The 23,224-nt window shown below is 48.7% G+C and carries 24 protein-coding genes; 3 read left to right on the forward strand and 21 right to left on the reverse strand.

What is annotated here, in order from left to right; genetic code table 11:
• Positions 1-15: 15 nt before the first annotated feature.
• The 13 genes from AB4Z29_RS00940 to AB4Z29_RS01000 form a co-directional block, all read right to left on the reverse strand.
• Positions 16-1,266 (reverse strand): aminotransferase class I/II-fold pyridoxal phosphate-dependent enzyme, encoded by a 1,251-nt coding sequence (locus tag AB4Z29_RS00940; RefSeq protein ID WP_441941292.1) that lies wholly within the window; start codon positions 1,264-1,266, stop codon positions 16-18.
• Entirely contained in the window at positions 1,244-1,609 is a 366-nt protein-coding gene (locus AB4Z29_RS00945; RefSeq protein ID WP_441941293.1) for an arsenate reductase family protein, read from the reverse strand. Before AB4Z29_RS00945 ends, AB4Z29_RS00940 begins: the two co-directional genes overlap by 23 nt.
• 39 nt (positions 1,610-1,648) lie before the next feature.
• On the reverse strand, positions 1,649-2,605 hold the full coding sequence (locus tag AB4Z29_RS00950) for an RluA family pseudouridine synthase (protein ID WP_441941294.1): 957 nt from the start codon (positions 2,603-2,605) through the stop codon (positions 1,649-1,651).
• Positions 2,602-3,174 carry a cob(I)yrinic acid a,c-diamide adenosyltransferase gene (locus tag AB4Z29_RS00955; RefSeq protein ID WP_441941295.1) on the reverse strand — a complete coding sequence of 191 codons (573 nt, stop codon included), beginning with the start codon at positions 3,172-3,174 and terminating at the stop codon, positions 2,602-2,604. Before AB4Z29_RS00955 ends, AB4Z29_RS00950 begins: the two co-directional genes overlap by 4 nt.
• 103 nt (positions 3,175-3,277) lie before the next feature.
• Positions 3,278-4,498, reverse strand: a complete 1,221-nt coding sequence (locus tag AB4Z29_RS00960) for an aminotransferase class I/II-fold pyridoxal phosphate-dependent enzyme (RefSeq protein WP_441941296.1) — start codon at positions 4,496-4,498, stop codon at positions 3,278-3,280.
• Between the two features lie 13 nt (positions 4,499-4,511).
• A complete protein-coding gene (locus AB4Z29_RS00965; RefSeq protein WP_441941297.1) occupies positions 4,512-5,003 on the reverse strand; it encodes an Lrp/AsnC family transcriptional regulator in 492 nt (163 codons plus the stop codon).
• Between the two features lie 123 nt (positions 5,004-5,126).
• Positions 5,127-5,528, reverse strand: coding sequence for a spore coat protein (locus AB4Z29_RS00970; protein ID WP_441941298.1), 402 nt, complete (start codon positions 5,526-5,528; stop codon positions 5,127-5,129).
• Positions 5,529-5,563: 35 nt separating this feature from the next.
• A complete protein-coding gene (locus AB4Z29_RS00975; RefSeq protein WP_441941299.1) occupies positions 5,564-5,788 on the reverse strand; it encodes a hypothetical protein in 225 nt (74 codons plus the stop codon).
• Between the two features lie 91 nt (positions 5,789-5,879).
• On the reverse strand, positions 5,880-7,049 hold the full coding sequence (locus AB4Z29_RS00980) for a Ger(x)C family spore germination protein (protein ID WP_441941300.1): 1,170 nt from the start codon (positions 7,047-7,049) through the stop codon (positions 5,880-5,882).
• Positions 7,049-8,512, reverse strand: a complete 1,464-nt coding sequence (locus tag AB4Z29_RS00985) for a spore germination protein (RefSeq protein ID WP_441941301.1) — start codon at positions 8,510-8,512, stop codon at positions 7,049-7,051. Before AB4Z29_RS00985 ends, AB4Z29_RS00980 begins: the two co-directional genes overlap by 1 nt.
• The gene (locus AB4Z29_RS00990; RefSeq protein ID WP_441941302.1) at positions 8,509-9,642 is read right to left on the reverse strand and encodes a GerAB/ArcD/ProY family transporter; all 1,134 of its coding nucleotides are present in this window, start codon (positions 9,640-9,642) and stop codon (positions 8,509-8,511) included. Before AB4Z29_RS00990 ends, AB4Z29_RS00985 begins: the two co-directional genes overlap by 4 nt.
• A gap of 221 nt (positions 9,643-9,863) precedes the next feature.
• Complete coding sequence (locus tag AB4Z29_RS00995) at positions 9,864-10,532, reverse strand: DUF2642 domain-containing protein (RefSeq protein WP_441941303.1); 669 nt, start codon at positions 10,530-10,532, stop codon at positions 9,864-9,866.
• A gap of 77 nt (positions 10,533-10,609) precedes the next feature.
• The gene (locus tag AB4Z29_RS01000; protein WP_441941304.1) at positions 10,610-11,329 is read right to left on the reverse strand and encodes a DUF2642 domain-containing protein; all 720 of its coding nucleotides are present in this window, start codon (positions 11,327-11,329) and stop codon (positions 10,610-10,612) included.
• A gap of 383 nt (positions 11,330-11,712) precedes the next feature.
• Between AB4Z29_RS01000 and AB4Z29_RS01005 the strand changes: the two genes are divergently transcribed.
• Complete coding sequence (locus AB4Z29_RS01005) at positions 11,713-12,780, forward strand: CotH kinase family protein (RefSeq protein ID WP_441941305.1); 1,068 nt, start codon at positions 11,713-11,715, stop codon at positions 12,778-12,780.
• Between the two features lie 18 nt (positions 12,781-12,798).
• Here AB4Z29_RS01005 and cysK read toward each other — a convergent pair whose 3' ends face one another.
• From cysK to AB4Z29_RS01030, 5 genes are all read right to left on the reverse strand, one after another.
• Positions 12,799-13,716, reverse strand: a complete 918-nt coding sequence (cysK, locus tag AB4Z29_RS01010) for a cysteine synthase A (protein WP_441941306.1) — start codon at positions 13,714-13,716, stop codon at positions 12,799-12,801.
• A 24-nt stretch (positions 13,717-13,740) separates the two neighbouring features.
• Positions 13,741-14,940, reverse strand: coding sequence for an MFS transporter (locus AB4Z29_RS01015; protein ID WP_441941307.1), 1,200 nt, complete (start codon positions 14,938-14,940; stop codon positions 13,741-13,743).
• Between the two features lie 126 nt (positions 14,941-15,066).
• Complete coding sequence (locus AB4Z29_RS01020) at positions 15,067-15,675, reverse strand: hypothetical protein (protein ID WP_441941308.1); 609 nt, start codon at positions 15,673-15,675, stop codon at positions 15,067-15,069.
• Between the two features lie 112 nt (positions 15,676-15,787).
• On the reverse strand, positions 15,788-16,210 hold the full coding sequence (locus AB4Z29_RS01025) for a DUF350 domain-containing protein (RefSeq protein ID WP_441941309.1): 423 nt from the start codon (positions 16,208-16,210) through the stop codon (positions 15,788-15,790).
• A 48-nt stretch (positions 16,211-16,258) separates the two neighbouring features.
• Complete coding sequence (locus AB4Z29_RS01030; protein WP_441941310.1) at positions 16,259-18,625, reverse strand: endonuclease MutS2; 2,367 nt, start codon at positions 18,623-18,625, stop codon at positions 16,259-16,261.
• 202 nt (positions 18,626-18,827) lie between these two features.
• On the opposite strand from AB4Z29_RS01030, the gene AB4Z29_RS01035 reads away from it, so the two are divergent.
• Positions 18,828-19,187, forward strand: coding sequence for a phage holin family protein (locus AB4Z29_RS01035; protein WP_441941311.1), 360 nt, complete (start codon positions 18,828-18,830; stop codon positions 19,185-19,187).
• Positions 19,188-19,403: 216 nt separating this feature from the next.
• Positions 19,404-19,787 carry a cytochrome C oxidase subunit II gene (locus AB4Z29_RS01040; RefSeq protein WP_441941312.1) on the forward strand — a complete coding sequence of 128 codons (384 nt, stop codon included), beginning with the start codon at positions 19,404-19,406 and terminating at the stop codon, positions 19,785-19,787.
• Positions 19,788-19,895: 108 nt separating this feature from the next.
• On the opposite strand, the gene AB4Z29_RS01045 is transcribed toward AB4Z29_RS01040, so the two are convergent.
• From AB4Z29_RS01045 to AB4Z29_RS01055, 3 genes are all read right to left on the reverse strand, one after another.
• On the reverse strand, positions 19,896-20,732 hold the full coding sequence (locus tag AB4Z29_RS01045) for a carbohydrate ABC transporter permease (protein ID WP_441941313.1): 837 nt from the start codon (positions 20,730-20,732) through the stop codon (positions 19,896-19,898).
• Complete coding sequence (locus tag AB4Z29_RS01050) at positions 20,729-21,610, reverse strand: carbohydrate ABC transporter permease (RefSeq protein ID WP_441941314.1); 882 nt, start codon at positions 21,608-21,610, stop codon at positions 20,729-20,731. The genes AB4Z29_RS01045 and AB4Z29_RS01050 overlap by 4 nt, the downstream gene beginning before the upstream one ends.
• An 85-nt stretch (positions 21,611-21,695) precedes the next feature.
• Entirely contained in the window at positions 21,696-23,063 is a 1,368-nt protein-coding gene (locus AB4Z29_RS01055) for an ABC transporter substrate-binding protein (RefSeq protein WP_441941315.1), read from the reverse strand.
• Positions 23,064-23,224: the final 161 nt, after the last annotated feature.

The following is a 23,224-nucleotide window of genomic DNA, read 5'->3' on the forward strand; positions in this document are numbered from 1 at the left end:
CACAATTGCGTGCTACTATCTTTTATGCCCACGAATAAAGCTTCCGATCCTTCTCGCCGCTTCTTTCAGGCGCTCCTCATTCTCCACAAGCGCAATCCGTACGTATCCTTCGCCTTCCGAGCCGAAAGCTTCTCCCGGGACGACAACCACTCCGGTTTGTTTCAGCATTTCCTGGGAAATTCGCCGTGAGTTCCAAGGCTCGTCCTGTGCCCACTCCATAGGAGGCAGCGGCGCCCAAATAAACATCGTAGCTTTGGGAGCGGCAACCTCCCAGCCCTCTTCACGCAGCGCTTCCAGAAACACGTCACGGCGACGCTCGTATAGCTTTCCTGCCTTCGGCAGGTCTGGACTCGCGATTGCTTCCCGCAATGCAACGATACCCGCTTCTTGAATAGGATCAAATACGCCGTAATCGATATTCGCTTTCAGCTCGCGAAGCGCCCCAACGGCTGCCGCGTTGCCAGCCAAGAACCCGATGCGGCAGCCAGCCATATTGAAGCTTTTGGACAAGGAATGAAACTCGACAGCCTGCTCGATTGCCCCCGGCACCTCGAATATGCTGGGCGGCTCGCAGCCGTCGAAGCCCATTTCGGAATAGGCCAAATCATGCACAACCAACACTCCATGCTGACGGGCTTTGTTAATTAGCTGCTCAAAAAAAGCAAGATCAGCGACAGCGGTAATCGGATTGTTCGGATAGTTCAACAAAATAAAAGAAGCTCTATCCCAATCCGCGTCCGGGATCGCAGCTAAGTCAGGCATGAAGCCACTCTCTTCCCTTAATGGCATAAGCTTCGCCTCCACCCCTGCTAGCGCAAGCGAAGCTGCATAAATCGGATAACCTGGGTCAGGCAGCAGCGCCATATCGCCTGGATCACAAAGTGCCATAGCGAGATGTGCCAGCCCATCCTGAGAGCCGAGCAGGGTAACGATCTCGTTCCCTGCATCAAGCTCAACGTTGAATCGATGCTTCATCCAAGCCGCGGCTTGCTGGCGAAAGGGCAGTCCGCTCTTCGTTGCCGGATAGGCATACATATCCGAGCGTAAAGCCGCTTCGCTTAGAGCTTGCTGAACGGCTGGCGAGGGAGGCTGATCCGGACTGCCGATACCAAGATCTATAATATCTCGCCCGCTCTCCGCAGCGGCTAGCTTCCAAGCCGCTACCTCCGCAAAGATCGACGATCCCAGCTGTGACAGGCGGTTTGACCGCCATTTGGTTTGCGACATTGTCCATTCACCCTTTTCAAGTATTCCAAGCTTGTTCATATTGTTCTTCCTTGTAGCCAACCGTAACCTTTTCCCCGTCCGTCACGATAGGACGCTTGATGAGCATGCCGTTTGATGCGAGCAGCGCATATTGGTCATCCGCTGACATTCCCGCCAGCTTGTCCTTCAGTCCTAATTCCCGGTAGACATCGCCAGAAGTGTTAAAAAACTTTTTGAGCTCCAGCCCGCTGTTTGCTACAAGTACTTTCAGCTCTGCAGCCGAAGGTGTATCCTCGACAATATTACGTGTTACAACGTCATTTCCTTTATTTTGAAGCGATTTCAATGCAGCTTTGCATGTACTGCATTTGGGATATTGAATAATGGTTAATGGCTTTGTCATTCTGTTGAATCCTCCAGTATGGATATAAACGTTTCGCTGTTATTTTATAAGCTTCTGCTCTAATCGTTCAAGCTCAGGGGGGAGATCTGCCTGCCACTCCATCCATCGCTTCGTAATAGGGTGTGTGAAGCCCAGAATTTCGGCATGCAATGCCTGTCTGCCTGCTTCTAACTCCCACTCCTCAACGCTGCCCTGCTCGGAACCATACATTTTGTCGCCAATCAATGGACAGCCAATGTGCTTCATATGGACGCGAATCTGATGCGTTCTTCCAGTCTCCAACTTCAGACGGACGGCTGATGCCGGTCTATTGGACGTTTCATTATAGCTAGCCAACGTCTCATAGTGCGTGACCGACGGATATCCGGTTGGCGTGACGATCCGAATATGAGGACGCTCAGGGTCACGGTCAATCGGTTCATCAACCGTACCCTGCGCGGGTGTCGGGCTTCCGTACACATAAGCACGATACAGCTTCAAGATACCATTTGCCTGCATTTGCTCGGACAGCTGCTGATGTACATATGATGTTTTCGCGATTGCCACAAGGCCGGAGGTTTCTTCATCCAAGCGATGCACAGGTCTAAATCGTACCTGTTCACCCCGCTCCTGCCAATGGAAAACAACGCCATTCGCGAGTGTCCCCGTATAATGGCCATGCGTTGGATGTACGATCATGCCCGCTGGCTTATTCACAATTAAGAGATCCTCATCCTCGAACACGATTTGAATCGGAATCGGCTGCGGTAAAATATCCTCCGAAATTTCCCTTTGCATCCTTACGCGAATAATATCGCCGGCAGCAACAGGTGCTGTCGTGTAGGCGCGGACCTCGTTCACCGTCAGTCCATGCTCCGTCAGCTTCACCTGCGACAGCAGCTTTCGGGAAACGCCGAGCTGCCGCTCCAGAACGGTACGCACCGTTTTGCCATGCTCCGCATCCCGAACAGTCGCTATTAATGGCCGATAATAAAGCTTTTCGTATGGATCATTCATTTCTTTGGCTTCCCAAATACATGTGCGCTTCGCACATATTCGGTGTCATTCACGCTAAGCTTGGCATTCGCGGCTCTTGCCGCTGCAAAGAAAAAGTCAGACAAACGGTTTAAATAGGTGAGCACTTCTTGATTAACGGCATGCTCGCCTGCAAGCGTAACGACGCGGCGCTCTGCACGGCGACATACCGTCCTGCATACATGCAGCAAAGCAGAAACCGGGCTTCCTCCTGGAAGTATGAATCTCGTAATTTCCGGAGCTTCACTGCTATATTGATCAATCCAGCCTTCTAGACGAAGCGCAGGCTCCGCTGATATTTTCAAAGGAGCCCCCTGGACCGCATACGCAAGATCAGATCCGCAATCAAACAGCTCCTGCTGAATATCGATAAGCAACGCAGCCATCTCCGTAAGCTCATCATGCTTGCTCGCCTCTGCCGCTGCTTGCCCGACAAAGGAATTGAGCTCATCAATTGTACCGTATGCCTCGACGCGAGCGTCATCCTTGCGTACTCGCCCGCCAATTAAGGAGGTCTGGCCGCTATCTCCTGTTTTCGTGTATAGTTTCAACCTCTTCAGCTCCTCATCCATTTCCGAATCGTTATTCATGCAAACAGCAGGCCGGATAATCTCCTGACCTGCTGCTCATTTAAGTAATGGTTTCAACCTATAATTAGCCCTGCTGCTTCAAACGGTGGACAAAGCCGCCGATCCGCTCCAGCGCTTCGGTTAGATTGGTAACGGATGTGGCATAGGAGCAGCGAAGATGGCCTTCGCCTCCGAGCCCGAATACATCCCCGGGAACTGCGGCTACCCCCGCTTCATCCAACAGACGCTGCGCGAATTGTTCACTAGTCAAGCCTGTTGAAACGATGGACGGAAATGCATAGAAGGCTCCTTGCGGCTCATGGCAATCAAGGCCAATATCCCGAAAACCCTTTACGACTAAGCGGCGCCGCTGGTTATAAGCCTCCACCATTCGATCCTTCTCCTCCAAGCCGTGCTGAAGCGCTTCAAGAGCTGCATATTGAGCCATGATCGGAGCACACATCACGGTATATTGATGGATCTTCAGCATCGCCGCAATCAGATCAGGATGGCCGCATGCATAGCCCATCCGCCAGCCCGTCATCGCAAACGCCTTCGAGAAACCGCTGACCAGAACAGTGCGATCCTTCATGCCCGGCATAGCGGCAAAGCTGACATGCTTCGAGCCGTAGGTCAATTCCGCATATATCTCATCCGAAATGACGACAAGGTCATGCTCTTCCACAAGCTTCGTAATCGGCAGCCAGTCCTCATAAGTCATCGTCCCGCCGGTTGGATTGCTTGGGTAACATAGAATAAGTACTTTCGACTTCGGCGTAATGACCGCTTTTAGCGATTCTGCCTTTAGCTTGAATTCATCCTTGGCATACGTTTCGATGCCTACCGGCTTTCCGCCTGTAAGTGCCGTTATTGGCGAATATGAAATATAGCAGGGCTCCGGGATCAGAATCTCATCTCCTGGAGATATGAAAGCGCGAAGCGCAAGATCAATCGCTTCACTTCCTCCAACCGTCACCAAAATTTCGTCAGCAGGATTATACGCTACAGCGAACTGGTCATTTAAGTACTGACCAATCGCTCCGCGAAGCTCCGGCATTCCTGCATTCGATGTGTATTGCGTTTTCCCCGTTTCAAGCGCATACACAGCCGCTTCCCTTACATGCCAAGGCGTAACAAAATCAGGTTCGCCGACGCCAAGCGTTATGACATCCTTGCGCGTGCTGACCAAATCAAAAAACCGGCGGATCCCCGACGGTTTAATGTCCCGAACGAGCGGAGACAAGTAATCGGCCATGGATGGGCGCCGCACAGGTGTGGAGGGTTGTTTCTCTTCGTCTTTAATCATTGCCATCACCTTTTTACGGCGAAACCATCAACCGATGATCCCCTTCATGCTCCTCGAAGATAATGCCGTCCTGTTTGTATTTTTTTAAGATAAAAAACGTTTTAGTCGATAATACCGCATCGATCGGCGATAATTTATTCGAAACAAAAGAGGCAACCTCTTTTAAGTTTTTCCCTTCAACCTCAACCAGCAGGTCGTAAGCGCCGGACATGAGATATACTGATTTTACTTCCGGATATAAATAAATGCGCTCAGCGATTCCTTCGAATCCGCGACCGCGTTCTGGTGTGATTTGAACCTCGATAAGTGCCGTTACCTTCTGGTCATCGATCTTGCTCCAGTTCACAACGGTAGCATATTTCACGATAATATGGTCGCTCTCAAGCTCAGCGATCGCTTGCTTCACTTCCTCGATTGGTACGTCAAGCATTGTAGCGATCAGCTCGGCGTCCCTTCGCGCGTCTTCCTTCAGCAGTTCGAGCACTTTCATCTGTAATTCGGTCATGGTATAACTCCTTCCAGTACGACTGCGATTATAAAGAATATTTTACAACTTTTTCGAATTACGCGCAATCAAAGGCTTCATGAAAGCAACCAAAAAAAAAGACCCGCTAGGGGTCTTTTCCGGTTACATATAATAGGGCTGCCCGTTTTGCTGATGCTGGCTTGATTGCTGCATTTGCGGCGTGTATAGGGTTTGGTTTTGCTGGCCGCCCAACGTTTGCTGTAAAAACTGATTCGTTTTTTGCTTGGTTTGCTGATATTGCTTTGCTTGTTTATCGAGCTCTTGGCGAAGCGCAGGCGATGACGTATTATACATATTGGCTTGCTGCATCGCTTGGAACACTTGGCCTTGAAGCGCCAGCGTATTGTCCGTCAGCTTCGTAAACAGCTGGCGAATATCAGGACATGTCGACTCGGTTGCGGCTGTTGCATATTCGCGAACAATCCTCTTTAAGTCAGAGAGAATGCCGCCGGCCAAATCTTCTTCCGTTAGGACCGACTGTTTTTGCTGCTGTTGTTGATACATATCGACTTACCTCCTACGTCTATTATGGCGTTCTCTTATTGCTGCGGCTGCGTGGGAGCCATTTGCTGGTGATGCGAAATCGCATGCAGCAATGAATCATAATGCTGCTGATGCGTTTGAATCATTTGAGTGGCAAGGCTCTTTAGAGCCGGGGTAGTACCCGTTGCCGCCAAAGCCGCGCATGACTTAATTTGCGCATCTTCATTGGACATAGAGTCAGCGATGTACTCCAGTTCTTTCCCTGTCATTGGCTGAATCATCGTTCATCCTCCTTATTTCAATATGGATTGCTTGAGCACCACGGACCCATTATTTTCGTGCCAAACGTATTATGAGCTATTTTTCCTTTATTTATGTATCGCTGTTTAATTCGAAATTGCCGGAATGAATGAGCTGAAAGGTTGTTTTAAATTGCAGTTGCCCCTCTTTCGGCATCCAATTCTTCCCCTTGCAATGCTGCTTCCAATAGGCGTTATGGTATCGGTAAAGATGGTGCTCGAGACCGAACACATCCATTCCCTTTGCCAGTCCCTTGCGATACGTCTCCAACAGCTGCCGCTGAGTCTTCGCTGCCATCTCTGTCTCTATCTGAGACTGTTTCATGCCAACCTGCATCTCTGCCATATCTCCAGCCATTCGTACAGCGAGCATGAAATGAGGAACACCATCCTTGAACGAAGCGTTTATTTTCGCTTTGGAGGAGGTGACCGTCACCGTTGCCGTGCCATCATTGACCTTCACTCCAAATAAAAAATGCTCAAATTCCGGGTTTATCCATCTTAACCCTTCTGCCTCCGGCTCCGTCATAAATCCAATATACCTAAACTCCCGATATACAAAGACGCCGTCAATAAATTGTATTTTAAGCGGCTGTTTTTTTCTTTTCCAATAATCCTTATTAGCCGAAAGTGATGGAACGGTCGTTGTCATGGCTGGCTCATTTAAGGATTGAACAGCCAACTGAAGAGCATGCGGACGAATGAAGCTTCTTTGCACATTAAGGGGGGAAGGCATGTACATGATGCTGTTCAGCGGCGATTGGTCAAAAAAAGTATCGGTTGTAAAAAGATCCTCGATCGGGGATTTTGTCCCGAACAATATGGAAGTATATCTGGAAGCCCTTTGCCGATTGAGACCATCCATAATATCCTCCATATGCGTCATCGCTCTTTCTTGCACAATGACAGATTTCAAATGCTCCAGGCTAAGAATCGCTTGCCCTGCCTTCGTCAGATCATTAAATGCAAGCAGGATGGAATCCCCTTTGCCTTTGCCGATCCAAACAGGGTTCGGATCGGGCTGAATCGATTCCGTCTTCGCAATTAGCCCGAACTTGATCATTTGGGCGTAAACCTCATAATGCCCCTCCTTGAAATCAATGCCAAGAGATGAGATATAGCTCACGTCCTCAAGGTTGATTTCATCCCAGCATCCTTGGAGCAGCAAGGAGCTCAGCAGCACACCAAGCAGCGCCGTCCGCTTCACCTTCTGCCTTCGCAGCATGATCCACCAAGAGAGCATTACTTATTCCTCCTTCCGCTTCGCAGCTTCCAAGGCAGCTGCATGATCGCAGGAATAAGCTGCTTAAAGCTAAGCGGAGCAAGCGGCTCTAAATAAGACCTTCCAAACGATTCAAGCGTGCATAAATAGATGATGACCGCGAAGGTACCTACGAAGAAACCAAAAATGCCCAGGACTGAAGAGCAAATAAGAACGAAGTAACGAATAACGCTGACCGAACCGCTTAATGATTGATTAACAAGCGTGAACGTAGAAACGGCAGTTACAGCTGCCATGACCAGCATGGTCGGCGAGGTCATTCCCGCTCGTATCGCAGCATCGCCCACAATTAAGCCTCCAACAACTGAAACGGTCTGGCCGACAGCCCTTGGCAGCCTCACACCCGCCTCTCGGAATAGCTCGAACATCGTAAGCATCATGAACATCTCCATGGTCGCAGACAGCGGCAATCCGATTCTTGATATGGTAATGGTCGCAAGCAAGGTAAACGGAATTTGATCCGTATTGAATGCTGACAAAGCAATCCAGAACCCCGGCAGGCAAATGGACAGGATGAGGCCAACAAATCGCAAAAGCCTCTCCAGCGATACGTAATAATAAGGCAGATGGGCATCCTCCGGCGATTTGATAAGCAGCAGCAATGTTCCAGGCGCTATAAGTGCGGCTGGCGAACCGTCAAGCAGAATCGCTACCTTCCCTTGCAGCAGTGACTGCACGACATAATCCGGCCTTCCCACATATTCGACAAGCGGAAATAAAGAGAGACGGCGATCCGATAATAGCTCCTCCAGCTGGCTGCCGCCTGTTATGGACGGAACATCAATTCGGCTAAGCCTATTTCTCGCTTCTTCTACAAGCTCAGGCTCCGCAATGCCATTCATATAAATCAGCGCGATTTCCGTCAACGATTCGCTGCCGAGCCGATTGTATTCAACCTGCATATCCGGCGTGCGGAGTCGCTTGCGTATCAATGCAACATTAGTTGTCAGCTGCTCCACAAACCCGTCGCGTGGACCTCTAATTGATACCTCCATCGTGGATTCCTCAGGACTTCTGCCTGGCTGATCAGCAATATCGTACTCATATAGACCCTCTAAATTCTCGAATGAGAGGATCACGCTGCCTGCAAACAATCGAGCAAATAAATTGCTGCCGTCAGGCCCGCTCTTTAATTTACTGAAAAGCATACTGGGCTTATGGATATCCGTCTTGATGTCTTTCGGGAAAGCTCTAAGCTGCTCCGCCCATTTCTCAAGCTGGGGAAGCAGGCCGAGCTGCAACTGCTGGTTATCAATCAAACCATCACAGTAAAACAAGATCACCTCTAATGGTCCATGGACGTCCAGCGTTTGTTTATATTCAATCACGTCATGGCAGCCTGCTAGATAGTCTCTGAACTGCTCTACACTTAAGCCGTTGTCATCTGCATGCTCATTCAACTCTTGCCGCACGATAGGTTTCATGACTGCTCTGCCTCCTCCGAGCCGTTTATCGCGATACGCTTGTTCTCATTTGCGCTCTTTCCCTTTTTAAGGAAGGATATGAGCCAAATGATGCTGGTTACTGCAATGACAAATAATCCGATGTACTGAAAATAAACCATAAACAACTCTTTAATAATAGTCATGTGGTTAATGCCAATGCCTGAAGCAATGAGGATCAATAATCCCAATACCGAAGGCGATAGCCACTTTCTTCTCAGATGCCGCATCGGTCCGAACTCAGATAAAATATGTATGGATACCGATATTCGAATGAGCGCTCCGGACATCCATTGAAATATCGCAAAAAAATCAACATGCTCGAAATATTTGCCAATCGACACCAGCCTCCACTGCGAAAAGGCGGGATAACGGAGATCTTCCGCTTCCTCCGGCCCGAATTGCGTAATGGCTCCCGTTACAGGCCCAATCGTCAGCAATGCCAAAAATAGGACGAGTACAATGAAATGCCAGCGTTTGAACGTCCCTTTCACGTGGTGCTGAATAAATAGCAGCCCAAACAGCTCACAAGATGAGGTCACACAAAACAACACACCATGCAAAACGGGCATCGGTCCTCTCTCAAGCATCGGCAATAAGTAATGGTAGTCCTTATGCGGCATGTTGGCTGACATGACGAAGTCCCCCAGCAATACTACAATCGGCAATAATATACAGCTAACATAGGCAACCGTTCTCAGCCCGGATATGGAGGCAAACAAGCACAGACCTAAAAACACCATACATACAACTAGCGAAGGGGTGTTTGGCAGGTAGGTTGTGGCGGTCCAAGAGGCCGTCGTAATGAGCGTCTCAATCGCCGTACATAATTGAACAAGAAGCAGCATGCCGATTAGGAATGCTGCCAGCCACCGAGGAATATATTCCGCGAGCCACTTGTCGATAGCCATCCCGTTCATTCGTTTCAAAGTTCCATATATAGGGAGCAATGTCCATGGCAAAACAATAGCGAGCTCCGCTAACACCGATATCCATGCGTCACGTTTGGCCACATCAAGCAGCAACGGAACCACCAATACATGATTCACGAGGCCGACAGACAAAATCAGCATAAACATGACGGGTAAGATGCCAAATGGTTTTATCTTCATTACCAATCACTTCCTTACAAAATAATGTTCCCTTAATGCCTTTCATAATGCATCCAAATTTCGTTTTTACATATAAGCGTAAACGGCTTTCACCGCCCTCTGTAGCAAAAGCAGTCGTTTGACGGAGATATATAAGCACATTTAATTGTGAAAACATATAGATTCTTATCTATCAAAAAAAGATGCTTATGCCGTTTGACGGCAAAGCATCTTTCCACATTTTAAGGAATATGAACGGTTTTGACATGATCAAAATGAAGGAAAACAGCATTCCCGCTGGCGTTTGCCAGCTCTATCATATTTTGATCGACACTTTTGAGCACACCGATCTTGTTCGAATTCTCGCCTAAATCAAGCACTACAAATTCTCCGATAAGCTTGCGAAGCTGTTGATCGAGGGTTCTTGCCAATGTTAGCGGGGATGGCTTCAGAGGGAATTGCTCAGGTGTTAGCGTGTAGGGGGTTACGTTCGGCGTATACGGAATTAAATATTTCATATGATGCAGCGAAACGATTACCGTATGGTAAACGGGCGAATAGAAAACGAAGAAATCGTTCATTACGGTTGTGAGATAGCCATGTATCGATTGGTTTCCTGTAATATAAATTTCCGAGAACATGCCTTTGGCGTTCATTAACATTTTGCGATACGAAACAGGCTCGTTATAGGGCTCAAAGGGTGTCTCCGGCACTTCGTAGATTTCTTCATCCTCTCGTGTAGAGAGCCGCAGCTGCTGCAAGTGAATAAGCGGAATATATAGAAATTGCGTTCCGTTGTGCAGCACTAATATATCTTGACCAAATTCAATCAGTTTACCTCGTATAGGCGCTACTTTTCCTGAAATCTCCAATTCGACCTGCCGGTCAAGCAGCGGATGACGGGTTTTCATGCAATCAACCTCCTCTCATCCGATTAGGATTGAGCCAGACAAAGGATAAACACTTTGTCTGGCACCAACCATTAGCCTTACTTAACCGACCGACGTGGAGCCTTGGAAACCATTTTTACAGAAGCTGCGTTTGCACGGTTTTTCCCACCGCTGCGGTTGCCTTGCGATTTGTTGCTTTTGTTTTCGTTTTTGTTGTCGTTTTTATTGTCGTTTTTGTTTTTGTTGCTGTCGGAATTGTTAGCCGTGCTGTTATTGCCGCCTGAACGGCCGCAGTTCAGTTCTTTAATCGTCTTGATGTGGTCGATTTGAATTTGAATCGCTTCTTTACCTGATACTAGCAGGACGGAGTTGTTGTTTACTTGAGCTAAGAAGCCTTCTACCCGCTCAGGTCCGCCCCAGTTGATTTGTACGAACGTTTGATTCAATGCACGGATAACCCCTCGGAAGTTATTCGCTTTGATAAAGTTAGGGTCGCGGTGCCCGCTTTTATGACCGCCGCTTTTGTTTCCTCCGCTTTTATTGCCGCCATTTTTGTCGCAAGCTACTTCAGTAATGCTTTTAACATGACTTCTAGCTACATAAACAACGCCTTCTCTTGTGTTCACTACGAGATAATCGCTTTTTACTGCAAGAAGCTTGCCTTGAATGGAGTCCGGACCTCCGCGGTTGATTTTAACGTTTTTGCCTACCAAGCTTTGAAGAAAATCATCGTTTTGTCCATTGCTTCTATGACATCTGTGATTGTTATTCGAATCCATTTGACCAGCAACGTTCTGATAGTTACAGCAATAACTCATAAATAAATCCCTCCGATAATATCATTAGTTAATTCAAGCCTTACCGAGAAAACGACATCTGACTGAACGCTATCCTTCTGTTCTTCTAGCTTTGCATCCCTCCCAAGCGTCTTTCACTCCATCTATCATGATGCTCGATATGTAATATATTTATATGTATCCCCTATAGTAGCGGTACTAGATTACTATCTATTTATTTAAAGTTGTGTCTTTTGTCATTACTAGAAATAGAGTCAATACGGACATATAAACGATAAGGGTAAACACATCGTCATTTGCAGCTCCGAAGCTGTGACCATCTGGGCATGTGCTGAATACGGTAATAAGATCAAAAGCCTATCGTTATGAGGTGGGCTGTATCTTTTGCCACGGGAGATGATGGAATGGCTGCTGCCTTGCCTGTGCGTACGATTCGCATCACGGACTCAGACTTGCAGGAAATAAAGGGGAATGCATGGGGAAAAGACTTCAAGCCGGCTGAGCTCGGAATGGATGAGCATACGTACAAAGCAGAATTCGGCTTGCGGGGAGGCCATACGCGCAACTATGCCAAAAAATCCTATGAGGTTCGGCTGGAAGATGGCAGAACGCTGCATTGGAATGCCGAGTATGATGACCCCTCCATGATACGCAACGCGCTTTCCTTTCACTTTTTCAATACCATTGGCGTGCCTTCGCCACGAACAAACCATTTCTGGTTAATAATCAACGGGATTGCGCAAGGCGTCTATTTGGAAATCGAAGCCGTTGATTCGCTCTTCTTTGAGAAACGAAGCATTCGCAGCAGATCGTTGTTCTACGCAGTGAACGACAGTGCTGATTTCAGCTTAATCGACCCGGTAACGAAGGATAGGAAGCCTTCATTATTTGACGGCTATGAGCTTATGAAAGGAAAAACGGGGACAAAAAGCAGGCTGGTCTCGTTTATTCGAGGCTCGAATCGTTTATCGGGAGAGAAGCTGCACAAACATACCGCAAGAAGACTCGACGTATCCCAATACTTATTGTGGCTAGCCGGAGCGGTATTAACGGGAAACTATGATGGATTTGATCAAAACTATGCTTTATATGAGCATGTGCCAAGCGGGAAATACAGAATGATTCCATGGGATTACGAGGGAACTTGGGGAAGAAATTGCTATGGGAAGCCCTGCGGAAGCGATCTCGTACGGCTGCAAGGCTACAATACGTTGACGGAAAAGCTGTTTACACTTCCTGCTTGCCGCAGAAAATACAAGTCCATTATGAAAGGGCTGCTGAAAACCGATTTCACATTGGAGAAGCTTGAGCCCGTTATGTCCAGCATGCACGAGAGCCTGTCTCCAGCGATTCGGAGCGACTATACAAGAAAGGCAAGCTACGATACCTTTCTATCGGAGCCTGCCTTCTTCCGCACCTATATTCAAGAGCGGCGTATCATTGTGAAGCGTTCGCTGCAGGAATGGACATAAGTGCGGTCCTTGACTAAATCAAAAGATATCCATGCTCATGTATCGCTCTCCCGTATCCGGCGCAATGCAGAGCACGCGTTTTCCGGCACCAAGGCGCTTTGCGATCTGCATGGCTGCCCATACGGATGCACCGGAGGAAGGACCTAGCAGGAGGCCTTCTCTTGTAGCAAGGTCCCGCATTGTCGTTAGTGCATGATCATCGGACACTTGAATAATTTCATCATATACCGAAGTATTAAGAATGGCCGGCACAAATCCGGGACTTGTTCCTACCAGCTTATGCGGTCCCGGAACACCGCCTGATAATACAGGAGACCCCTGAGGCTCCACAACCGCCACATAGAGATTCGGCATCGCCTCCCTGAGCGCTTCTCCTGTGCCGGTTATCGTCCCCCCAGTGCCTGCCGTTGCAACAAACGCATCAAGCTGGCCATCCATTTGCTCCACAATTTCAACGGCTGTCGTTAACCGATGAATATGCGGGTTCGCTTGGTTCTCGAATTGATTCGGGATATAGCTGCCAGGACGGTCTGCTTGCAGCTCTTCCGCTTTGCGAATAGCGCCAGGCATTCTTTCTGCGGCGGGGGTGAGCACGACCTCCGCTCCGTATGCCTGCAGCAGCTTAATCCGCTCCGCAGTCATATTATCCGGCATGACTAGAATCATTTTGTAGCCTCTGGCTGCTGCGTTCATAGCGAGTCCAATGCCAGTATTGCCGCTTGTTGGCTCAATAATGGTATCACCTGGATTGATTAATCCCCTTTGCTCCGCATCATTGATGAGAGACAGGGCGGCACGATCCTTGACGCTTCCGCTCGGATTAAATCGCTCCAGCTTAACATAGACTTCGGCGCTTCCCTCTTCCGGCAGGCGTCCAAGCCTTACGACCGGCGTATTTCCAATCAATTGCGTAATGTCATTCACGATTCTAGGCATTGTAAGTCCTCTTCTCCACTTATGTTAAGCGCTTTGCTCCTTCAAGAACGGCTTCATAAACCACCAGCCCGCAATCGGAACTACCCCGACCGCGAACAGAAGCCATGTTATTGCGGTTGTCGAATGATTAAGCGGCAATACGATCAAATAGGATGATAAACCAATGACTCTTCCGAGTACAAGCCCCGCTTCGCGCAGCACGATAAATTCTTCCCGCTCCCGTGCACTCTCTTCGGATTGCCCGATCAGATCGAAAACTCGCGAGGTCATCGGAATAATATAAAACGGCATAAAAAGCGACGTTCCGATACCGAACATCAGCAGCGTGCCATAGGTTACTTTCCAGAACAGCGGCAAAATGACGATTCCGATCATTACGGCTCCCAGAAGCATGGCCCGTTTGCGATTGTTCTGATTAAGCCTCTTTCCGACTAACCAGAAGCTGACAAGCGCGACAAGTGAAGTAATCAGCGAAAACGTGCCGAGCTTGCTCTCGTTTTGGGTAGCTACATATACGGTAAGACCCACAAGAAACATAAAAACACCCTCGCGTACGCCCTGCGCCGCAATCGCAGGAAACATTCGCCGCCAAGGATTTCCTTTCTGTCTGAGCTGTCGCCAGCCGTGCAGCCAGCTGTAGCTACCTTCCGCATGCCGCTTCTTAAGCCAAAAGCTCAACACGACGCTAATTGCGAATATGACGAGGGAGATCGTGAAAATGAGTCTATACCCTTTCTCACCTTGCATGGAAGTAATGAGCAAGCCTGACACCCAAGGTGCTACGATACCTGCCGCCGAGCCGAGTAATCCGGCCCAACCATTGTACCGATCGCGGTTATCGGGATCGGTCACCTCGAAATAAACCACATTGAATGCGATCCAAAAAAAACCGAGCGCCATACCGTTCAGAAGTCCCAGCGGCACATAATAAAGCTTTGCTTGCGTGCCAAGCAGCAGAACGGTGCAATAAAAAACGCCTGATAATACGATGCCTGCACGCAGGCTGTTCATTTTGTTATGCTCTTTCACCCATTTGCCCGCGACCCAAAAGGTTAATCCACTCATTACATATTGGCCCATGGTGAACCAACCGATTAAAGAATAGGACTGGCTTGCTTTCCATAAGTACACAGGAACAAACGTCCCTGACAGGGCATTCGCAACGCCGTACAGCGCCTGAACCACGAGCAATAAAACAGCTTGTTTGTCTAAGGTTTTGGCCAAAACGATTCCTCCTGCCAAAAGGGAAGGACCTGTTAGCCATGTCCTTCCCTTCGCGTTTCCGAATTACGTTTTGTAAGATTCCCTCTTTCCGCGCAAGCCATGCCCGACCAATTTATCCAGTCGCAGCTACTCGTTTGGCGTTAGCCGTTTCAGCATTTGCTCCCTGTCGCTTTGACTAAGCAATGTGGACGTGTGGTAACAGGCAGGGCAGACATATAATGCAAGCTTGAACGGAGTCGTAAGCACTGGTCCGCCAAGCGAAGGAGCGATTCTTGCCTCGAATTGCTGCTCGCCTACGAGCTGTACGCCAGCCTCAATCATATAGGAGCGGCAAACCGGACATTCTGGCACCTCGTCTTGATCGTCGAGCACCCGCTGTACGGTTTCCTCTACGGCAAACCGAGCCGTATCGGCACTGCGGTAACCATCATCCTCTTGCAGCCAGCGTTTATGGCCAGGATCATCGGAATCATTCTCCTGCTCATCTTCATCCCACTCTTCTTGGTCCATATCAGAGCCGTTTTGCTTCGCAGCTCGGTGCGTATCGTTAATTTTCAACGCTTGGACTGCTCTTTCATGCTCGTCAGCTTCTACCTCATCCTCGTCATAGCCAAGCTCTATCGTCCGGTAGGCGCTTAACTCATTGTCACAATGAGGACAATGAGATTCGGGACCGATTTCCTCATCCCATACGATTTCTGTCAAACACCATGGGCAAATCAAATGCTCTTCCATTGTTTGTCTTCCCCTTTAATTGTTCATTAGATAGACGACGCCAAATGCAAAAAACAAAATAGCGACGACGATTAATATTTTCCATAATACATTCAAAATGATTTCCTCCGGATTATAAAATGACCGTTGCTCCGATGACATAGGATAGCGATACCGAGATGATCATCGCAATAAGTCCCACCGCGCGATTATCGCGGGCGATTTCATCATCAATTCGGAAAACAGGCGTTAGAAACTCGAATAAGAAATAAGCGGCCATCAGAATAACGAACCCGAAAGCTCCCCAGATGAGGCTTTGATAAACCGAATCATTCGATTCAATGGAGAACCTGAAAATATTGCATATGCCAAATATTTTCCCGCTTGTCGCCATCGCAACGGATACATTGCCCTTCTTGATTTCGCTCCAGCATTTGTATCTGGTCACAAGCTCAAAACAAGATAAAAAGACGATAAGGGACAAGACAGTCACTGACACATAAACGAGCGAGGCTGCGTAAGGATTGCTTAGCAGATTATCGACTTCATTACTCATTCCCTGTTCCTCCATATCAGGCGATCTTGGGCACCTGACGGCTGCGGGCTATTTCAATTCCGCAACCGTCACGCCAACGCCGCCTTCGCCATAGTTGCCGAGCCTGAAGCTTTTGACATGGCTGTGCCTGCGCAAATATTGCTGAATGCCGGTACGGAGCACTCCCGTGCCTTTGCCATGAATGATGGCAACCTGTGCGAGCCCCGACAAGAAAGCCTCATCCAAGAAGCGGTCTACCTCTAGAATCGCTTCTTCCAGGTTCTCGCCCCGCAAATCCAGCTCCATTTTGAAATTCTCTTCTTTGGAGCGCTTTAGGCTGGCAGCTTGCTTCGGCTGCTGCGTTTTCGTGGAAGACGATGCCTTCAAGAGCTCCAGATCGTCAAGCGCTACCTTCATTTTCATAATGCCCAACTGAACAGTTGCATCCGATCCGTGGATTTCCACGACCGTCCCCTTCTGATTCAGACTGTACACCGTTACTTCGTCTCCTGCTTCAATCTTGGCAGCCTTCGCTGCGGTTTTGGTACCGCCGCGTTTGGATTTCTGCAGCTCCGGTGCTGCTTCATCCAGCTTACGGCGCGCTTCGATCAGCTTATGCTCCTTAACCGAAGCTCCTTCTTCCATTGCAAGCTTGCGCAAATCGGCAATAATCTGCTCTGCTTCACGCTTCGCCTTCATAACAGCCTCACGCGCTTCCTCCTGCGCTTTCAGCAGTAGCTTTTCCTTCTGCTCCTCGAACCGTTCGCGATCTGCTTCATGGCGCGCACGAAGCGTCTCCATCTCGCGGCGCAAAGATTCTGCCGTTTGGCGCTCGGTTTCAGCTCCCAAGCGATTCTCTTCAAGTGATGCGATCATGTTCTCAACCCGTTGATCCTCTTCGCTTACCTCGCCTCTTGCATGCTCGATAATCGTTCGGGGAAGCCCGAGCCGCTCCGCAATTGCGAACGCATTGCTTCGTCCCGGCACCCCGACAAGCAGGCGGTAAGTAGGACTAAGCGTAGCGACATCGAATTCCATGCTTGCATTAATGACTCCCTTGCGGTTATATGCGTATGCCTTCAGCTCGCTGTAATGCGTTGTTGCTACGATACGGCTTTCCATGGCATGCACATGCTCGAGAATCGCGATCGCAAGGGCTGAGCCTTCAGCAGGATCGGTACCCGCTCCAAGCTCATCAAGCAGCACAAGGCTCTTCGAGGTCATCGTGCCCAGAATGCGGATAATGTTCTTCAGATGGCTTGAGAATGTGCTTAAGCTCTGTTCAATGCTTTGCTCATCGCCAATATCGGCATAGATGGCATCGAATACGCAAAGCTGGCTTCCGTCCTCCGCCGGAACGAATAATCCGGACATTGCCATTAAGCTAAGCAAGCCAATCGTTTTCAAGGAGACCGTCTTGCCTCCCGTATTCGGCCCCGTTACGATAATAGCCGTGTATTGATTGCCGAGCTCAACATCAATAGGTACGACAAGCTCAGAAGCGATCAACGGATGGCGGCCGCGTTTGAGCTTAAGAAATCCTCTGTCATTCATACGCGGCTGCGTCGCTTTCATGCCATGGGCAAGTCGAGCCTTCGCATAAGCAAAGTCGATACGTCCCAGCAGATCCAAATTAAAGATCAAATCCTCCACGTAATCCGAAGCAAGGGCGGTAAGCTTTTGCAATATTTTTTCGATTTCACGCAGTTCGCCTGCCTTTAGCTCACGCAGCTTATTGTTCATGGCAACGATTGCTTCCGGTTCAATGAACAGCGTTGCACCGGATCCGGATTGGTCATGCACAATGCCGCCGAAGTGAGAGCGGTACTCTTGTTTTACGGGAATCACGTACCGATCGTTTCGCAGCGTGACAATGGCGTCCTGCAGCATCTTTTGGACGGAGGACGAGCGAACCATTTGATCCATTTTCTCGCGGATGCGTGATTCGCCGTTTCTCAGCTCGCGCCTGATGGATGCCAGCTCAGCGCTTGCGCTGTCCATGACCTCTGCTTGATCGTCAATGCAATCGAATATCGCATCCTCAAGCTGCTTATGCTCACTGATTTGGTCTGCGATTTGCTGCAGCATCGGTATCGGATGATCCTCATGAAGCAAGCCGACATGCTTCTTTACGCGGCGTCCGCCTCTGGAGGTAGCCGCGATGTTAAGCAGCTCTTCGGGGTTAAGCGTACCCCCGATGCGGGCTCGATGAAGCGGCGCAGTAATGTCAACCACGCCTCCGAACGGTGCGCTGCCCTTCAAGCGGTCAGCCGCATAAGCTTCGTCCGTTAGCTGCAGCGTTGCTTTGACCGCTTCCAGGTCCGACAGCGGCTGTAGCGCTTCCGCTATCGTTTTCCCGAGGGATGTTGCCGCATGCTGTGACAATCTATGTATGATTTTGGGATATTCAAGTGTCGTCAAAATTTTGGTGTCCAACAAATAACACTCCTCTCGCCTTTCTATTATAGCCGAACCACGGCTGCGATGCACGATCTGAGCCTTTGTTTCATACATAATTGATGAGCATTTGGTCACAATAGTAATGAACGAGCTTTCTTACAATGCAGCTTTCGCTACAAACGGCGAAAAGATCCAGCTTGATTGAGATTTTTTCGCACAATAAAAGGAGGTTTGCGCAATGACTTTTTTAGGACATGTCATCCGGTTTATCGTGGCCGCGCTGGTGTTAATGCTGGTTGGTTTTATCGTTCCCCAATTTAGCGTAGGCGGTTTCTGGAGCGCCTTTTTTCTTGCTCTTGTTATCGCTGCTCTTGGCTGGGTTATTGAAGGGATATTTGGCAAAAGGGTTACCCCCTTCGGCCGCGGCATCGTCGGCTTTATCGCCAGTGCAGCCGTCATTTGGATCGCACAATTTATCGTAGGCGGTGTTAGCGTCACGCTGCTCGGCGCAATATTGGCTGCCCTTGTCATCGGTATCATCGATTTGTTCATCCCGGTGAGCACACCGTATGAAGCAGGCAGACGCAATCGCGATTAATGAATCAGCTTCCATGCACAAAAAGCCCTTGATCGCCTTTCAAAGCGTTCAAGGGCTGCTTTTTGCGACTTGGAGCTGCACCGAATTTCATCATACATTCACAGCTTATTCAAAAGTTTGCCATATGGTCATGTCTGCATGGCCTGGAATTTAGGCTACAATAGAGATAACTCGGCCTTGCAGCAAATGCCGGGAATAGAAGGGGGAAACTCAGTCATGAAAAAATGGTTATTATTTGCAAGCGCGCTTTGCCTTGTATTCGTCCTCGCGGCTTGTGGAGCAAATTCCGCCAAAGAAGACAACAAGGAAGCGAACACAACCGCCGCAGACAGCGGTTCGGCGTCCGATCTAGTCGTGACCGCATCCAACTGGAAGTTCGACCAGAAGGAATATAAGATCAAAGCCGGTGAAACGGTCAATCTTAAATTGGACTCCGTTAGCGGCCTGCACGGCCTGCAAATCCAAAAAACCGACTATCAGATTGCAAACGGCAAATCCGTTGCCGTCAACATAAGCGAGCCGGGCAGCTACGAGATGATCTGTACGGTACCATGCGGTACTGGTCACAGAGAAATGAAAGCTACGCTGGTTGTTGAGTAATTAAAAACGAATGAAAACAAGGGCTGTGCCGCAGATCTCATGGATCAGCCGCACAGCCCTTGCTCTTTCCATCCTTCAGATTGTAATCGGTTCACACTTTCTTTCGCACTAGCCCTTAACAGCTCCAACCGTCATGCCGCCGACAAAATACTTTTGCAGGAATAGAAAGGCTACGAGCAGCGGCAGCGCACAAAGGAAGCAAGCCGCGAACAGCACATTCCACTGCGTCGGATTTTGCTGATCCCCCAAAAAGCCGAGCATAGCCAAGGGCAGCGGAGAATCGGCAGCTCTGGAAATGAAGATCATATTAAAGAAGTAGTCATTCCATATCCATACGCCTTGCGTAATGATGACCGACACCGTTACCGGTAGGAGCAACGGGAATACGACAAGCCAGAACCTGCGGAACAACCCCGCCCCATCGATATGGGCAGCCTCTTCAACCTCCTCAGGCACGCCGCTTCTAATGAACCCTGTGTACAGAAACGTTGAGAACGGGAGACTGCATGTGATAAACATCAGAATCGGCGTATATTGCGAAGTCGGAATATGAAGCGAGTTAATCATCTGCACGATCGGGATCAGCACCATTTGGGAAGGCACGACTAAGCCCGATAGGAAAAATAGATACAGGAACTTGCTCCATTTGGATTGGAGACGCGCCATTGGATACGCAGCCATAGCCGCCAGCAGCACGACAAATATGACCGATATGCCAGTGAGGATAATGCTGTTCATAAGCGCTTGCGAAAAATGCATTCTCTCAAATGCTGTCCGGTAGCTTGCAAAGGATATTTCACTGAATAATTGAAGCGGATTGGCATTGTTATTCGGATCGCGCAGTGAAGTCGACAGCGCAATGATAAGCGGTATTAAATTAACAGCCATGACGATAATAACCGAAAGCTGCACGAGCGTCTTTTTGGTCAAGGAACCGATGGTCATGCCGACACCTCCCGTTTGTTCATGCGGATAACGAAAGCGGCCGTCAGTACGATAATCAGGGCAAAGGAAATAACGCCTAGCGCCGATGCCTTGCCAAATAGCTGCTCCGTAAAGGCCATCTTATAAATGGAATAAATCAACGTATTGGTAGATGTGCCAGGGCCGCCGTTTGTCATAATGAACGGGAAGTCGAATGCCTTCAAGCCGTTGATCAGACTTAATGTTATATTAATCGTGATCGCAGTCGCGAGCAGCGGCAGCTTTACATGCTTCAATAGGCGCCACGGGCCGCAGCCATCCATTTTCCCCGCTTCAAGCAGATCATTCGGTACCGTTTGCAGGCCTGCTAGGAAAATAATCATCGTTGTTCCTATGTTTTTCCAAATTTCCACGAAAATAATAGCATATAATGCGGAGGAATAGCTGCCTAGAAAATTCAGATTGTCGTCGTTGATGCCGAATTTATCTAGGAAGGACGAGATCATGCCGTAATCCGGCATATATACGTAGCTCCAAATGAATCCGACTACAATTGCGCTGAACAACGTCGGAATATAAGCCAAGGAGCGGTAAATCCCTTTCCCTCTAATTTTCATATTTAGGAGAAGCGCAAGCGCAAGGCCGATAATATTGCCAAGCACGACTGTAACGAGCGTATAAATCAACGTGTTTTTGACGGAAATACCGAGTGTATCTCCATTAAAGAGAGCCTTATAATTATCCAGACCGATGTAGTTGTACGCCTGTGAAAAACCGTTGTAGTCCGTAATGCTGTATTGAAACAATCTTAGAATCGGAAAAATCCAAAAAATCAGGTAAAAAATGAGGGCCGGTATTGCAAAAAAGTACATCGTTTTTTTCATAACAATCGAATTCATGTTGCTCCATCCTCTCCAGCTAACCTCATACCGGCGGGGAAGACGGCTGTCTTCCCCCCGCTGCTGCTACCCTTTAATCAAAAGATTATTTGTTTTTCCAAAGCTCTTGGAACTTCTCATCCATCGCCTTCGCCACATCTTCCGGCGTCGCTTTTTGACCGCCGATAATTTCAGCAAACTTCGATTGCATCACATCGGAAACGCCCGCTGGCCACATTTGGTTACTGAAGTATACCGAGTTGCCGTTCGTTTGATAGTTATCATTGACCGTTTTGAACAGCTCATTGATAAGCGGTACGTCTTTATAGACGCTGATCGAACTGTTGGCGGCAACGAATGCTTTGAACAAATCCGATTCTCCGTCAAACAGATAGTTCAAAATTTCTTTTGCAGCGTCCAGGTTTTTCGATTTGGCATTGATGCCGTAGCCAGCAGCTGTTGCCGCAGAGACAAAAGTTGGCTTGCCTGCTTCGTTGCCTGGAAGCGAATCGAATCCGCGGGTAAATTCAGCAGCGCCCTTCGACGTCATGGAAGCATAATCCCAAGTACCCGTGAAGGTCATCGCTGCCTTACCGTCAATGAACAATTGGGAAGCCTGCGCGCTGCCTACTCCAAGCGAGTTTTTCACGACATAGCCTTTGTCATAAAGCTCTTTATACATCGAGATCGTTTTTACCCATTTCGGATCGTTCAGCGATTTCTCGCCGTTTTGCACCTTTACGTCAAAGTCCATCTCATCCGGGTAAACCACGTTCGCCGCAATCGGATACATGCCGAATTGAATCACCCAAGGATCTTTATCGCCAAGCACGATTGGTGTAATGCCCGCATCCTTCAGCTTCTGGCAAGCTTCAAGGAAGGAAGCCCAATCCTTCGGAAATTCGGTTACGCCGACTTTCTCCAGCATTTCCTTGTTATAGTAAACGCCTAGGTAATCCAAGCCTTTTGCTACGGCATAAGGCTTGCCTTCATATGACATATCATCTTTCGCACCCGTTCCGATGTTGTCCCAGAATGTCAGATCGGACAAGTCGGCTGTGAAGCCTGCTTTCGCGAAATCAATAACGCCGCCGGCTGCATTTTTAGGGAAAACCAAGAAAATATCCGGCCCTTGCCCCGCTGCGAGCTTCGTGCGAACGGAAGTGTTGTATTGATCATCCGGAAGCTTCTGCACTTCTAACGTAATGTTCGGAAACTTCTCTTTCACGAGGCGCGGAAGCGTCTCTAATTCAAAATCCTCGCCTTCCGATGCTTTATTGCCGGACAACATCATGGTCAGCGTAATCGGCTCGGTTGAAGCTGCTTCATCCTCTTTATTTCCCGAATCGTTTGCGCTATCCGTCGCGGCCGGCGTATTCGTCGCATTCGAAGCTCCGTTATTTGAACCGCAGGCACTGAGTAGAACGAAACAAAATACTAGAATTGCGAGTCCCATTGTTTTAACCGATTTCATTGTACAATTCCCCCTGTTTTCATTGTTTGTGTCGCAGGCTGGCTCTCTCCTGCTTTTCATGAAACGCTATTGCCTTGAGCACACTTTTATAATAATGTGAGAAACAGTATAAATGCTTTGGCTCATTTGGTGCACTATTTTTAGATTAGACAAACGAGGAG

This window comes from Paenibacillus sp. 2TAB23 (genome assembly GCF_052115165.1).
Taxonomy (GTDB): domain Bacteria; phylum Bacillota; class Bacilli; order Paenibacillales; family Paenibacillaceae; genus Pristimantibacillus.